This is a genomic window from Caldicellulosiruptor naganoensis (assembly GCF_026914285.1).
GTDB lineage: Bacteria > Bacillota > Thermoanaerobacteria > Caldicellulosiruptorales > Caldicellulosiruptoraceae > Caldicellulosiruptor > Caldicellulosiruptor naganoensis.
In genome coordinates this window covers 1,380,312-1,395,347 of the sequence record NZ_CP113864.1, presented here as the reverse complement: position 1 = coordinate 1,395,347, position 15,036 = coordinate 1,380,312, and the positions used below count along the sequence as shown (strand labels likewise).

General features: G+C 36.5%; 13 protein-coding genes. 10 read left to right on the top strand and 3 right to left on the bottom strand.

Features of this window, described 5'->3' with window-relative positions; genetic code table 11:
- The first annotated feature begins 3 nt into the window (after positions 1-3).
- The 10 genes from pyrR to pyrE are packed head-to-tail and all read left to right on the top strand — an operon-like array spanning position 4 to position 11,348.
- Complete coding sequence (gene pyrR / locus OTJ99_RS06840) at positions 4-552, top strand: bifunctional pyr operon transcriptional regulator/uracil phosphoribosyltransferase PyrR (RefSeq protein WP_045164740.1); 549 nt, start codon at positions 4-6, stop codon at positions 550-552.
- Between the two features lie 28 nt (positions 553-580).
- Positions 581-1,966 carry a uracil permease gene (gene uraA, locus OTJ99_RS06835; RefSeq protein ID WP_045164741.1) on the top strand — a complete coding sequence of 462 codons (1,386 nt, stop codon included), beginning with the start codon at positions 581-583 and terminating at the stop codon, positions 1,964-1,966.
- 54 nt (positions 1,967-2,020) lie between these two features.
- Positions 2,021-2,932, top strand: a complete 912-nt coding sequence (locus tag OTJ99_RS06830; RefSeq protein ID WP_045164742.1) for an aspartate carbamoyltransferase catalytic subunit — start codon at positions 2,021-2,023, stop codon at positions 2,930-2,932.
- 3 nt (positions 2,933-2,935) lie between these two features.
- The gene (locus OTJ99_RS06825; RefSeq protein WP_045164743.1) at positions 2,936-4,228 is read left to right on the top strand and encodes a dihydroorotase; all 1,293 of its coding nucleotides are present in this window, start codon (positions 2,936-2,938) and stop codon (positions 4,226-4,228) included.
- A complete protein-coding gene (gene pyrF / locus OTJ99_RS06820; protein ID WP_045164744.1) occupies positions 4,222-5,139 on the top strand; it encodes an orotidine-5'-phosphate decarboxylase in 918 nt (305 codons plus the stop codon). The genes OTJ99_RS06825 and pyrF overlap by 7 nt, the downstream gene beginning before the upstream one ends.
- Before the next feature lie 33 nt (positions 5,140-5,172).
- Positions 5,173-8,400: a carbamoyl-phosphate synthase large subunit gene (gene carB / locus OTJ99_RS06815; protein WP_045164745.1), complete on the top strand. Its 3,228-nt coding sequence runs from the start codon at positions 5,173-5,175 to the stop codon at positions 8,398-8,400.
- Positions 8,381-9,145 (top strand): dihydroorotate dehydrogenase electron transfer subunit, encoded by a 765-nt coding sequence (locus tag OTJ99_RS06810; RefSeq protein WP_045164746.1) that lies wholly within the window; start codon positions 8,381-8,383, stop codon positions 9,143-9,145. The genes carB and OTJ99_RS06810 overlap by 20 nt, the downstream gene beginning before the upstream one ends.
- Entirely contained in the window at positions 9,146-10,045 is a 900-nt protein-coding gene (locus OTJ99_RS06805; protein ID WP_045164747.1) for a dihydroorotate dehydrogenase, read from the top strand.
- A 12-nt stretch (positions 10,046-10,057) separates the two neighbouring features.
- Positions 10,058-10,780: a histidine phosphatase family protein gene (locus OTJ99_RS06800; RefSeq protein ID WP_045164748.1), complete on the top strand. Its 723-nt coding sequence runs from the start codon at positions 10,058-10,060 to the stop codon at positions 10,778-10,780.
- Positions 10,773-11,348, top strand: coding sequence for an orotate phosphoribosyltransferase (gene pyrE, locus OTJ99_RS06795; protein ID WP_045164749.1), 576 nt, complete (start codon positions 10,773-10,775; stop codon positions 11,346-11,348). Before OTJ99_RS06800 ends, pyrE begins: the two co-directional genes overlap by 8 nt.
- Positions 11,349-11,640: 292 nt before the next feature.
- Here the strand turns inward: pyrE and OTJ99_RS06790 are convergent, their stop codons facing one another.
- The 3 genes from OTJ99_RS06790 to OTJ99_RS06780 all read right to left on the bottom strand — a co-directional run bounded on the left by OTJ99_RS06790 (position 11,641) and on the right by OTJ99_RS06780 (position 15,034).
- Positions 11,641-13,344: an IS1634 family transposase gene (locus OTJ99_RS06790; RefSeq protein WP_013431836.1), complete on the bottom strand. Its 1,704-nt coding sequence runs from the start codon at positions 13,342-13,344 to the stop codon at positions 11,641-11,643.
- A gap of 222 nt (positions 13,345-13,566) precedes the next feature.
- Positions 13,567-14,271: an ABC transporter ATP-binding protein gene (locus tag OTJ99_RS06785; RefSeq protein ID WP_045164751.1), complete on the bottom strand. Its 705-nt coding sequence runs from the start codon at positions 14,269-14,271 to the stop codon at positions 13,567-13,569.
- The gene (locus tag OTJ99_RS06780) at positions 14,264-15,034 is read right to left on the bottom strand and encodes an ABC transporter ATP-binding protein (protein WP_045164752.1); all 771 of its coding nucleotides are present in this window, start codon (positions 15,032-15,034) and stop codon (positions 14,264-14,266) included. The genes OTJ99_RS06785 and OTJ99_RS06780 overlap by 8 nt, the downstream gene beginning before the upstream one ends.
- Between the last annotated feature and the right edge of the window lie 2 nt (positions 15,035-15,036).

The window sequence follows — 15,036 nt, the reverse complement described above, 5'->3', positions numbered from 1 at the left end:
TAAATGGAAAAATTTAAAGAAATTATGGATTCTGCCCAGATGAATAGAGCTTTAATAAGAATTTCTCATGAGATACTTGAGAAAAATAAAGGTGTTGAGAATTTGTGCCTTGTTGGAATTCAAAGAAGAGGTGTAACCCTTGCAAAGCGGATAAGAGATAATATCGAGAAAATAGAAGGTGTTAGACTGCCTTTAGGTATTCTTGACATAACTTTTTACAGAGATGATTTGAGTCTTTTGAGTGAACATCCAACTGTTAACTCTACTCAAATTGATTTTGATATCAACAACAAAAAGATTGTACTGGTTGATGATGTCCTGTTTACCGGAAGAACTGCAAGAGCTGCAATTGAAGCACTTATGGACATGGGAAGACCCAAAATGATACAGCTTGCGGTTTTAATTGACAGAGGACATAGAGAACTTCCAATCAGAGCTGACTATGTGGGGAAGAATGTGCCTACATCAAGGCGCGAAATAGTTCATGTTTTAGTTGATGAGTTTGACAATGATAACAGAGTAATAATTGAACAGTTAGATAAAGAAATATAAAAACTTCCATCGGAAAGGAGAATTAAAGATGCACAGGGTTGTTCAAGTGGAAGAAAAGCTTCCTTTTTCAAAAACACTGCCACTTAGTCTTCAGCACCTTTTTGCAATGGTTGGTGCAACAATACTTGTACCGATATTAGTGGGTTTGAACCCATCAGTTGCGCTATTTACAAGCGGTGTTGGGACAATCATCTATATACTTGTGACAAAAAACAAGGTTCCTGCTTACCTTGGTTCATCTTTTGCATATATAAATCCAATTATCACAGTTTCTGCTTCACTTGGCGGAAAAGAATATGCACTTGCTGGCTGTATCGCCTCAGGTGTTGTCTATTTAATTGTAGCTTTCTTGATATATCTGTTTGGTACAAAATGGATTGACAGAATTTTGCCACCTGTTGTTGTGGGTCCGGTTGTGATGATAATTGGTCTTTCCTTAGCAAGAGCTGCTGCAGTCAAGTCCGCGGGACTTTTCAAAGAAGTCATCAAGGATGGACAAATCTTAGAGGTTGCTGTAAATGTCATAAAAAGCCCTGTTTGCTGGGTTTCAATATTTACATTGCTTGTTGCAGTTTTTGGTTCGGTTTACTTCAAAGGTTTTTTCAAGGTAATCCCTGTGTTGATTGGACTTGTAAGTGGATACCTATTTGCATATATACTTGATTTGATTGGCATGAACACGGGACTTTTAAATTCCTTTTATCCAAACGGTAAATATGTACCGTTTTTAAATTATGAAGTAATTAAAAGCGCAAAATGGATAGGCATTCCTCAGTTTACCTTTCCAAAATTTTCACTACCTGCTATCTTAGCAATTGCACCTATTGCGATTGTTACAATAACAGAACACATAGGACATCTTCTTGTCACAAATAACGTTGTTGGGAGAGATTTTACAAAAGATCCAGGTCTTCACAGATCTTTAGCAGGTGATGGGCTTGCAACAATTGTGGCTGGCTTTTTTGGTGGTCCACCTAACACAACTTATGGAGAGAATATTGGTGTTATGGCAATAACAAAGGTTTATAGCACATGGGTGATTCTCTGGGCAGCTATAATTGCTATTTTTCTTTCGTTTGTGCAAAAACTCGGTGCTCTGATACAGGTCATTCCTGCGCCGGTTATTGGTGGAATTAGCATTCTTCTCTTTGGAGTTATTGCTTCATCTGGCTTGAGAATGATGATTGAGAATAAAGTGGACCTTTCTCAAACAAGAAATTTGGTCATTGCATCGGTTATTCTCATAATTGGTGTTGGAGGCACAAAACTTAAGATTTTCAACATTGAGTTTGAAGGAATGGCTCTGGCAACATTCGTTGGGATTATATTAAATCTTCTTTTACCAGAAGCAAAGGCAGTTTCAAAAGACGATATTATTTCAGAATCAGGCATTGTCAACAATGCAGAAATATGAGATTGGGTAGGGAATTATCCCTACCTTTCTTATAAGCATTTGGAGGTGAATAATTTGAAACATCTGCTTGGACTTAAAGACCTTTCAAAGGAGGAAATACTAAAGATTTTAAATCTTGCTAAGGATATGAAATTAATTCTAAAAAGTGAGACAAAAAAGACACCTCACCTGCAAGGATATTCTGCTGTACTACTTTTTTATGAAAACAGTACACGTACAAGAACATCTTTTGAGCTTGCAGCAAAGTTCATGGGCGCAAACACAACATCTATTTCTGTTGTAACAAGCAGCGTTCAAAAAGGCGAATCACTCTTGGATACAGTTAGAACCTTAGAAGCTTTAAAGACAGATATTTTAATTGTACGTCACTCTTTCTCAGGTGCCCCTCATTTTATAGCCAAAAACTGCTCTTTTTCAGTTATCAATGCAGGAGACGGAATGAATGAACATCCAACCCAAGCCTTGCTTGACATGTTTACAATAAGAGAAAGGCTTGGCAAACTTGAAAATCTCAAGGTTGCTATAATTGGCGATATTCTCCACAGCCGAGTTGCAAGAAGTAACATCTGGGGACTCAAAAAATTTGGAAATGAAATAACAGTATATGGTCCACAGACACTTTTGCCACCTTTTATAGACAAGTTTGCAAATGTTGCTTCATCCTTAGAAGAGGCAGTAACTAACAAGGATGTAGTAATTGACCTTAGAATTCAGCTTGAGAGGCAAAAAAGAGGATTAATTTCTTCAAAATACGAATACTACAAGTTCTTTGGTCTGAACGAAGATATCTCTAAGTTTATTTCCAAAGATACTCTCATTATGCATCCTGGTCCTGTAAACAGGGGAGTTGAGATATCCTCTGACATTATGAACCTTCCAAACTGTACAATTGAGGAGCAAGTGACAAACGGAATTGCTGTGCGAATGGCAGTTTTATATCTTTGCACTCGAAAGGGGGCAAGTTAAGAGGTGATATTGATTAAAAATGCTGATATTATAAATGGTCTTGATAAGAGCGTCAAAAGAGCTGATATATTAATTGTGGGTAACAAGATAGAAAAAATTGGGATAGATATTAAGATACAAAATCCAGATTTGCAGACAATAGACGCATCTGGCAAGTACGTTATGCCAAGCTTTACTGATATTCACTGTCACCTCAGAGATCCCGGTTTTGAATACAAAGAGGATATAAGAAGTGGGAGTTTGAGCGCTGTAGCAGGTGGGTTTACGACAATTTGTTGCATGCCAAACACAAACCCACCGATTGATAACAGAGCGATGGTAGCATATGTGCGATACCGTGCAAGGGAAGTGTCACCTATTGAGGTTTTGCCAATTGGTGCAATCACAAAAGGACTAAACGGAGAGGAGCTTTCCGAAATTGGTTTAATGAGGGAAGAAGGGATAGTAGCAATTTCAGACGATGGCAAGTGTGTCATGAACGCAAATCTAATGAGAAATGCTCTTTTATACGCAAAAGATTTCTCAATTCCTGTGATTTCCCACTGTGAGGATACAAATCTATCTGAAGGTGGACAAATGAATTTAGGATTTGTTTCAACCATGCTTGGACTTAAAGGAATTCCACGCGAAGCAGAGTCTGTTATTGTTGCAAGAGACATCCTTCTTGCAAAAGAGACAAAAGCACATCTGCACATAACTCATGTGTCTACTAAAGAGTCGGTAGAGCTTATAAGAAGAGCAAAAGAATGGGGCGTAAATGTAACCTGTGATACATGTCCTCATTACATCAGTCTTACTGAAGAAGAGGTTATAGGTTTTAACACAAATGCAAAGGTAAATCCTCCTCTGAGAACAAAAGAAGATGTTGAGGCATTGACTGAGGCTATAAAGGAGGGGGTTATTGACTGCATTACAACCGACCATGCACCTCATCACAAGGACGAAAAGAATGTAGAGTTTAATCTTGCACCAAGTGGAACAATTGGTTTTGAAACAGCTTTTGCAGTGCTCTACACCCATCTTGTAAAAAATAGAGGATTTGAGATTTCAAAATTAGTTGAGCTGCTTAGTATAAATCCAAGGAGGATAGTAAACCTGAAACCAAATGTAATTGTAGAGAATCAAAAAGCAAACCTTGTGATAATTGACCCGAATAGAGAGTGGGAAGTTAAAGAGGAAGACATTATTTCAAAGTCAAAGAATAGTGTTTTTTTGGGCAAAAAACTTACCTCATATGTCGAAACGGTGATATATGAAGGAAAGATATTAAAGAAGGATGGTGAAATTAAATGCTAAACTTTTCTGACAAGCTAATTGAAGCAATAAAGAAGAAAAACAGTGTACTTATAGCCGGGATTGATACTACAGTGGAAAATATTCCAGATTATTTTATAAGAAAGTATTATGACGATGAAAAAAATGAGATAGAAAATCTAAAATATATACTCTATGAATACAACAGAAGAATAATTGATGCAATTGAAGAAAATGTAATTGGTGTGAAATTCCAAGCAGCATTTTTTGAGCAGTACTCATACTATGGCATAGAGGTGCTTCATAAACTCATCCAATATGCGCAAAACAAAAAGTTAATTGTAATCTTTGATGGTAAAAGAAACGACATTTCAAGCTCAGCTAAAGGCTATTCTAATGCCTACATTGGCGAAACAACATTGTTTGACAAGAAAATAAAGTTCTTTGACTGTGACGCAATGACGGTAAATCCTTATCTTGGTGAGGATGGAATAAAACCGTTTGTAGAAGATTGTGAAAGATTCAAAAAAGGTCTTTTTGTGCTTGTAAAAACTTCAAATCCTTCATCTAAGGACTTTCAAGATTTAATTGTAGATAGCAAATACCTTTTTGAAAAGGTAGCTGAAAAGGTACATGAGTGGGGGGCAAGTTGCAAAGGTAAACATGGCTACTCGGATATCGGCGCAGTTGTTGGCGCAACACAACCACAAGCAGCAAAAATGGTAAGGTCAATTCTTCCAGACTCTTTTCTGCTCATTCCCGGAATTGGAGTGCAAGGTGGGAAAATTGAGGACTTAAAATATTTCCTTGGCAAAAACAAAATGGGAATTATAGTAAACTCATCACGTGACATAATATACGCATATAAAAATCACATACATTCAGACTTTGAAAAAAGCAGCTTTATCGCATCAAAGAATCTTAAGGAAAGTATAAATAGCGTAATTAACTAATGCGAAATTTTTTAAAAGAGGTGAGAATATAAAGTGCCACTGAGAAAGGACATAAAAAAGGTTTTGGTAATAGGTTCTGGTCCAATAATAATTGGTCAGGCTGCCGAATTTGACTATTCAGGAAGCCAAGCATGTAAGGCTTTAAAAGAAGAAGGAATAGAAGTGGTCCTGATTAATTCGAACCCCGCAACTATTATGACAGATAAAACCATGGCAGACAGCATCTATATTGAACCAATAAACTGCGAAATAATAGAAAAGATAATTCAAAAGGAAAAGGTTGACTCTATATTGCCAACCTTAGGTGGTCAGACAGGTCTTAACATTGCAGTTGAGCTTTACAAAAGCGGAATTCTGGATAAGTACAACGTAAAGGTGATTGGCACAAACATTGAGGCAATAGAGTTTGCCGAGGATAGGCGGCTTTTTAAAGAACTCATGATAAAGATTGGGGAACCTGTTGTGCCAAGTGAGGTTGTCACTTCTGTTGAGGATGGACTTAAATTTGTCGAGAAGATTGGATTTCCAGTTATAATAAGACCTGCTTATACACTTGGCGGGACAGGCGGCGGCATTGCAAACAACAAAGAAGAGTTTGTTGAGATTGCAAGAAGGGGGCTTACCTACAGTCCAGTTTCACAGATATTAGTTGAAAAGAGTATAAAAGGCTGGAAAGAAATAGAGTATGAGGTTATGCGCGACTCAAACGGCTGTCTTATTACTGTGTGCAATATGGAAAACATTGATCCTGTTGGTATTCACACAGGTGACAGTATTGTTGTTGCACCATCCCAAACACTTTCTGATAAAGAGTATCAGATACTGCGTTCATCTGCCTTAAAGATTATTGATGCACTAAAGATTGAAGGTGGTTGTAACGTTCAATTTGCTCTAAATCCTGACAGCTTTGAGTATGCAGTAATTGAAGTAAATCCAAGGGTAAGCAGATCCTCAGCTCTTGCTTCTAAAGCAACAGGGTACCCTATTGCAAGAATTGCAGCAAAGATTGCACTTGGTTTTACACTTGATGAGATAGAAAATGCTATCACAAAGATGACCTATGCGAGCTTTGAACCAGCACTTGACTATGTTGTATTGAAGATTCCACGCTGGCCTTTTGACAAATTCACATATGCAAACCGCAAACTTGGAACACAGATGAAAGCAACAGGAGAAGTAATGTCGATTGGAAGAACATTCGAAGAAAGTCTTCTCAAAGGTATAAGGTCGCTTGACATCGGTGTTGACAGCTTGGATTTGCCTGAGCTAAAGAATTTTAGTAATGATGAGCTGAAAGAATTAATAAAAGAGGCAGATGACAGGAGAATCTTTGCTTTGGCTGAAGCTTTGAGAAGAGAGTTTACTATTGATGAGATTTATGAGCTTTGCAAAGTTGATAAGTTCTTTTTATATAAGATTAAAAACATCATTGATATGGAAAACAGAATTAAAAATGAAAATCTTGATGCTAACCTTTTAGCTGCCGCAAAAAAGATGGGGTTTGGTGACAAAACAATTGCAAGCTTGAGAGGTAGCACTGAAAGTGAAATAAGAAGTCTTAGAAAAAGGTTTAACATAAAGCCTGTTTACAAGATGGTAGACACCTGTGCTGCTGAGTTTGAAGCAAAGACGCCTTACTATTACTCAACTTATGAAAGAGAAAACGATATAATTAATGACCAAAAACTTGAATCTTCTAAAAAGATAGTTGTGCTTGGGTCAGGTCCAATTAGAATTGGCCAAGGCATTGAGTTTGACTATACCTCTGTCCACAGCGTATACACTCTCTCAAAACTTGGAATAAAATCTGTAATAATAAACAATAATCCAGAAACTGTAAGCACTGACTTTGACACATCAGATATGCTATTTTTTGAGCCTTTGACTAAAGAGAATGTTTTAAATGTAATTGAAGAGCTTTCTGCTGATGGTGTAATAGTACAGTTTGGTGGACAGACTGCAATAAAGCTTTCTCAAGAGCTTGCAAAAGAGGGAGTTAGAATATTTGGAACAAGTGCAGAAGGAATAGACATTGCAGAGGATAGAGAAAGGTTTGATAAAATATTAAACAAGTTAAACATAAAACGTCCACCCGGTTTTACTTGTTATAATGTTGATGAGGCTCTTGAGATAGCAAATAAGCTAAAATACCCTGTTTTAGTAAGGCCCTCATATGTCCTTGGCGGGCAGGGTATGAAGATTGCGTTTGATGATGATGACATAATTGAGATGCTGAGCTATGCAAAAAATCTTAATGAACATCCTATTTTAATTGACAAATATATAGTAGGGAAGGAAATAGAAGTTGATGCGATATCTGACGGTGAGGATATTTTAATCCCGGGAATAATGGAGCATATTGAAAGAGCAGGCGTCCACTCAGGTGACAGTATCTCCTTGTACCCTGCAAGAAATATATCAAAACATATAGAGAGCTTGATTGTCAAATACACTCAGGATATAGCTAGAGAGCTAAAATGCAAAGGTCTTATCAACGTCCAGTTCATAGTCCAAAACGAGGAGCTTTATGTGATAGAGGTAAATCCAAGGGGAAGTAGGACGGTGCCATTCCTTAGCAAAGTCACTGGTGTGCCGATGGTTGAACTTGCAACAAAGGTAAGTTTGGGCTATAAATTGAAGGATTTAGTAAACACAGTGGGACTTTTGCCCAAAAAAGATTTTTACGCTTTCAAGGTACCTGTGTTTTCGTTTGAAAAACTGCCTGACGTTGAGGTGTCATTAGGACCAGAGATGAAATCAACGGGCGAGGTAATGGGAATATCAAAAGATTATCATATTGCCCTCTACAAAGGACTTATTGCAGCAGGGATAAAGCTTCCTCTGACGGGTGGTGTTCTTTTCACAGTTGCCGACCCTGACAAGAATGAGATAATTCCTATTGCTGAGAAGTTTGAGAAGCTCGGGTTTAAGATATATGCAACATCCAAAACAGCAAAGCATCTTAATTACTATCAGGTTGCTGCAAACTGTGTTAGAAAAGTCTCAGAAGGAAGTCCTAACATAATAGATTTGATAAGAAGTGGTAGAATAAACATTGTCATAAATACTCCGACAAAGGGAAGACAGCCTCAAAGAGATGGGTTTTTAATCAGAAGGTTTGCAGTTGAAAACAAAGTTCCAATCTTTACATCTGTTGACACGGCAAAGGCTGCTGTTGAGATAATTGAGTTTATCAAACAAAAGAAAGAACTTGACATTTTCAACATAGGAGAGATTGACAATGAAGCTATTAGACGTTGAGATAGCTGAAAATAAAATGATTGCAAATGGAATATATCTTCTTTCTTTTGAGTCAGATTATTTAGCAAATACATTCAAACCAGGAAATTTTGTAAATATCCTTGTTGAGAAAGATTCAATATATCCGCTATTAAGACGTCCTTTTAGCATTTCATTTGTAAAAGAAAATAAAGTGTTTATTGGATATAAAGTAGTAGGCAAAGGTACTCAAATTCTCTCTCAGAAGAAAAAAGGTGACTCGATAAACGTGTTAGGTCCTCTTGGAAATTCATTTTTGATTGATAAGTTTAATGGCAAAGTAGCAGTGGTGGGGGGAGGTGTGGGGATTTTCCCACTTCTTTCCCTATGCCATGAACTAAAAAAGGCTGGAAATAAAATAGATGTTTTTCTTGGATTTAGAAGCAGAAGTGATTTGTTTTTTGTAGAGGAATTTAAAGAACTCTCAGACAATCTCTTCATATCAACAGATGATGGTAGCATAGGTTATAAAGGGAATACTGTTGAAGTTTTTAAAACAAAAATTGAAGAAGGAAATTACAAAGTAGCATTTTCATGTGGACCAAAACCCATGTTAAGATTTCTTAAGTCTTTAAACTTGCCATTTAAATGCTATGTGTCTCTGGAAGAAAAAATGGCATGTGGAATTGGTGCATGTCTTTGTTGTAGTATTAAAGGAAAAGATGGCAATATGCTACATGTATGTTCAGATGGCCCTGTTTTTGATATAATGGAGGTAGAGATATAAATGTTAGAAGTCGAAATAAGCGGTGTAAAGCTCAAAAATCCTATAATTGCTGCCTCAGGGACATTTGGGTTTGGTCGTGAATTTTCAAAACTTATTGACTTAAACCTATTTGGAGGAATTTCGACAAAAGGAATAACTCTCAAAAAATGTGCTGGAAATCCTCAGCCAAGACTGTGTGAAGTCTATGGTGGAATAATAAATTCAATTGGGCTTGAGAATCCCGGAGTTGAAGCATTTGTAAACGATGAGCTTCCTTTTTTAAAAAAGTTTAATACAAAGATAATTGCTAACATTAACGGTTTTAACAAAGAAGAATTTATAGAGCTTGCAAAGATAGTAAGCCCACTTGTAGATATGATTGAGGTCAATCTGTCGTGTCCCAATATAAAAGAAGGTGGTATGGCATTTGGAAAAGACCCCAATAGAGTTTATGAAATAACAAAAGAAGTAAAGAAAGTATCTGCATGCCCTGTAATAGTAAAACTTACACCCAACGTTACAGATATTACAGAGCTTGCTAAAGCAGCAGAGAAAGCAGGAGCAGATGCAATTTCACTTATAAACACCGTCTCTGCTATGGCAATTGACATTGAAACAAGAAGACCTCTTATTAAGATGGTAACAGGTGGACTTTCTGGTCCTGCAATAAAACCGATTGCCGTAAGGATGGTGTATGAGTGTTTTCAAAAAGTCAATATACCTATTATTGGAATGGGCGGAATCATGAATTATAAGGACGCAATAGAGTTCTTTTTAGCTGGTGCTACTGCCATTCAGATTGGCACAGTGAATTTTGTAAATCCCAATGCTGTTTCAGAAATAAGGAAAGGAATTGAAAACTATTTAAAAGCTCATGGGTTTAAATCAGTTAAAGACTTAGTTGGCAATATTATTATTTGAGGTGACCTGAAGATGTCAAAGACTACTATTTATCTTATACGTCACGCGGAAGCTGAAGGAAATTTCATCAGAAGGTTTCATGGCGTAACAGACTCAAATGTGACTGAAAAAGGGAAGCTCCAGGCTCAAAGGCTTGCTGAGCGTCTGAAAAGTGTCCACTTTGATGCCATATATTCAAGTCCTCTCAAAAGGGCACTTTATACTGCTCAGCAGATAGCAAAGGGAAGAGATATTGAGATAATAATAAGAAATGACTTGGTTGAGATAAACGGAGGAGATTGGGAAGATAGGTGCTGGGATGAACTTCCTATTTTGTACCCAAAAGAGTATGAACTGTGGGAAAAAAGACCACATGAGCACTGTATGCCAAATGGAGAGAGCATGCATGAGCTTTATCTTCGTGCAGTCTCTGCTTTTGAGGATATTGTAAAGACAAATGTTGGAAAATGTGTATGTATAGTAACGCATGGAACATTGATTCGTGCACTTTTGACATACATAAAAGGATATGAGTTTGAAAGGCTAAACGAAATCTTGTGGCAGGATAACACTGCAATAAATATAATTGAATACAAGGATAACAGATATAACCTGCTTGTAGAAGGTGACTGGTCACACTTGGGTGAAGAGCTTTCTACTATTGCCTATCAAGACTGGTGGCAACAGTTTTTAAAAGAACGAGGAATTTGCAATAGTAATATCAATATAATCGAAAGGAGAGAAAGGTATGAATGAATCAGCTTATCTTCAGATGTTCAAAGACACAGATGCACTTTTAGAAGGCCACTTTTTATTGACATCAGGAAAACATAGTTCAAAATATCTTCAGTGTGCAAAGATATTGCAATATCCAAACCTTGCAGAGACAATTTGCAAAGACCTTGCAAAAAACTTTGCAGGACAAGAAATTGATGTTGTAATTGGACCAGCGATAGGAGCGATTACTTTGTCATATGAGCTTGCAAGACAGCTAAATTGCCGTTCTATCTTTGCAGAAAGAGAAGATGGAATAATGAAACTTCGTCGAGGCTTTAAGATTGAAGAGGGTGAAAAAGTATTAGTTGTAGAAGATGTCATTACAACAGGTGGCTCTGTAAAAGAAGTAATAGAAATCGTCAAAGAAAGCAGAGGAGAGATTGTAGCAGTTGCAGGAATTGTTGATAGAAGTGGCGGTAAGGTGGATGTGGGATATCCGTTAAAGACCCTTTTGACTCTTAACATTGAAACCTACGAACCTGATTCTTGCCCTCTTTGCCGGGAAGGGATTCCTCTTGTAAAGCCGGGGAGTAGAAAGGTGAAATAATAGGACGAAGAAAAATACCAAAGTGACCTCCTTCCTCCTTTATTCCAGTGAGAAGGAGGTCTTTTTTCTTGACTTTGTCAGTTTGAAGCTCAAAAAGCTTGGGAGGACTGGGATTGACAAAATATGGACCTCAATTTTGTCACTACATCATTTGCTAATACCAATAAATTCTAAGCCTTCCTCATATGTCATGAAGTTTTTTGGACCCTTTACTTGACTTTGTCAGTTTGAAGCTCAAAAAGCTTGGGAGGACTGGGATTGACAAAATATGGACCTCAATTTTGTCACTACATCATTTGCTAATACCAATAAATTCTAAGCCTTCCTCATATGTCATGAAGTTTTTTGGACCCTTTATCTTCATTACATTCAGTATATCTCCAGCTCCTCCCTCAATTCTTTGCTTTATCAAATATTTCTTCCCTTTTATCTCTATTTCAAAAAAGTTCATTGAATATATTGCTTCCATTATCCTTTCACTACTTATTCCTTTACCTTTTCTCCTCAAAATATATTCCAATGTCCTTTGCAGTAAAAATGCCAAAAAACATATCACAAAATGTCCTTTTATTCTGCTTTCTGTAAAGTGATATATCGGTCGCACTTCTAAACAGCTTTTCATTACTCTGAATGACTGTTCTATCTTCCATAAATCGTGATATGCTCCTAAAACCTCTTCTACATCCATATCCTTTTTGCTCGTTTGAATTGCATAATAACCGTCAAATTTCTCATCTCGTTTTATCGCTTCCTCATCCAATACATATTCTTCTGATTTTGATTTCTTCTTCAAATATTTCCTTGCACCTTTCTTTTCTAAGGCTGTTATGCTTCCTTTGTTCTCTAAAAGCTCTTTGGCTTTTCTTACCAATCTCTCTCTGTCTTCTTTGTCTTTCTTGGCTCTCTTGCTTGAATACGTTATTATCAAATTCTCTTCTATTTTGAACTCTTTACCCTCTTCATCCTTGACAATATTTGTTCTTTCCAATACCTTATATTTGAATTCATCACCATAAATTTCTTCAGCATTCAAACATCTTTTGCCATCAAGTCTTTTATATCCTTCTTCATTAAAAACTTCATCTAAAATTTCTTTACTTGCATTCTTTAATCTGCTTGCTACTATATAGTCGTACCCAGCTTCTTTTATCATCTTTAAATTTATTCTGCTGTTAAGCCCTTTGTCTGCTACTATTATTATCTTATCTATACTAAATTTTTCCTTCAGCTTCCTCAGTATCTTTACCATCGTCTTGCTATCTATCGTATTACCAGGAAAAAGTTCATACCCTATCGGTCTGCCTTCTTTGTCCACCAAAAGCCCTAATACAACTTGCACTTCATTTACCTTGTTGTCTTTGCTAAACCCAAAATTTTTAAGTTCATCCGCTCTACAACTCTCAAAGTATATTGTCGTCACATCATAAAACACTACATCAACTACCATCTTAAATAAGTCTTTATTTCTCTGATACAGGTATGTCTCTAAATCTTCTTTTACACTGTCAAGAAAATCTAAACACCTGTACAATTGATTCAAATCTATATCCTCTTCAAATCCAAAATATTTGCTTCTCTGATGATAAGTTCTTAGTTTGCTCATTGGCTCTATCAATCTCTGTATGGTCATTAAAAAACTTACTTTGTCTACATCAAATTTTATCTTTCTCTCTTTTGCTGCTTTCCCTTTTAAAAACTTATCAATTTCAAGCTCCTGCCATAACTTTCTGTATACAATGTATCCCCAGTTTTTTACAACTGCATCCGAAATATCTTCTTCAGATTCAATAGTAACAGCTTTTGCATTCTCAGTAGTTGTTTCAGCGACAATATCAGATAGTTTTTTTACAATGTTTTTAAAAGCGGGGTCATCTTTGAGAATATCAAGTCTACCAAAGTTAAATAGTACTCTTTGCTTTACTTTACCATTTTCACGGTAATTTTCGACTAACCTAACATACTGATAACCGCCAGCATTAGTAATTTTGACAAACATATGGCAACTCCTTGAAGATAGTTTGTTATATTGTACCACAAAATATTTAAAAAGTCAAGCAAATTCAGTATATATTAAGCTAAAATTTGTCCCTACATTTTTTAAAATTTTTTATTTTTCTCTTCTTGAAACCCGCATAAATTAAGACTTTGTTATTTTTTGTTAGCTCAAAAACACCTCTTAACTGACAAAGTCAAGAGGTCTTTTTTTATTACCCTTCAATTACCCACCCAGATATGCTTTTTTAACTTCAGGGTTTGCTGCAATTTCTTTAGCCTCACCAGATAAGACAATTTTGCCTGTTTCAATGACATATGCCCTGTCTGCGATTGAAAGTGCCATGTGGGCATTTTGTTCAATCAAAAGTATAGTTGTACCTTGTGAGTTTATTTCTTTTATTATCTTAAAAATCTCAGTCACAAGTATAGGCGCCAAACCCATTGAAGGCTCATCAAGCAAAAGTAGCTTTGGCCTTGACATTAGTGCTCTTCCAATTGCAAGCATCTGCTGCTCTCCGCCAGAGAGGGTGCCAGCAAGCTGATTTTTTCTCTCATATAATCTTGGAAATCTCTCAAACACCTTTTTCAAATCCTCTTTTATTCCTTGCTTGTCCTTTCTCAAGTACGCACCAAGTTCTAAATTCTCAAGAACAGTCATCTCTGGGAAGACACGTCTTCCTTCTGGCACATGTGAAATTCCAAGCTTTACAATTTCCATGGGCGACTTTTTTGTTATATCAATATCTTCAAAGTGGATTGAACCTGTACGTGGTCTAATAAGGCCAGAGATTGTTCTGAGCAAAGTAGATTTTCCTGCACCATTTGCACCAATTAAAGTGACAATCTCACCTTTTTGAACCTCTAATGAGACCGAAAACAACGCTTGTATAGCTCCATAGTAAACATCTATTCTATTTACCTTAAGCAAATTCTAAAGCCCCCTCTCCGAGGTATGCTTCAATTACACGAGGGTTGTTTTTGACATCTTCAGGTGACCCTACTGCAATCACTTCACCATAATCAAGCACGTATATCTTTTCGCATATATCCATTACAACCGACATATCATGTTCAATTAATAAAATTGTAAGGTCAAATTTGTCCTTTATGAACCTAATCAGGTTCTTTAGTTCCTGCGTTTCTTGAGGGTTCATACCAGCTGCTGGTTCATCTAACAAAAGAAGTTTTGGTGATGTTGCAAGAGCACGAACAATTTCAAGTTTTCGCTGCTCACCATACGGCAAATTTTTAGCAAGTTCATACCTTTTATCATATAAATTGAATATCTTCAAAAGCTCTTCAGCCTTTTTGTGATTTTGCTTCTCTTCTTTTAGAAATTTTTTAGTCCTAAAAATTGCATCAAACAGGTTATAACCTATATTTTTGTGAAAAGAGATTTTCACATTGTCAAGTACGCTCAATTCTTTAAAAAGTCTTATATTTTGAAAAGTTCTTGAAATCCCTAAAGCAGATACTTGGTAAGTCTTTTTATAGGTTATATCATAATTCGAAAACTCAACCTTACCTGTGTTTGGGTTATAAATCCCTGATATGACATTAAACACAGTTGTCTTGCCAGCACCGTTTGGACCAATAAGTCCAATTATCGAACCTTTTTCCACATCAATATTGACATTGTTAAGAGCCACAATTCCGCCAAAGTTGACTGTTACATTTTGTATTTTAAGCATGT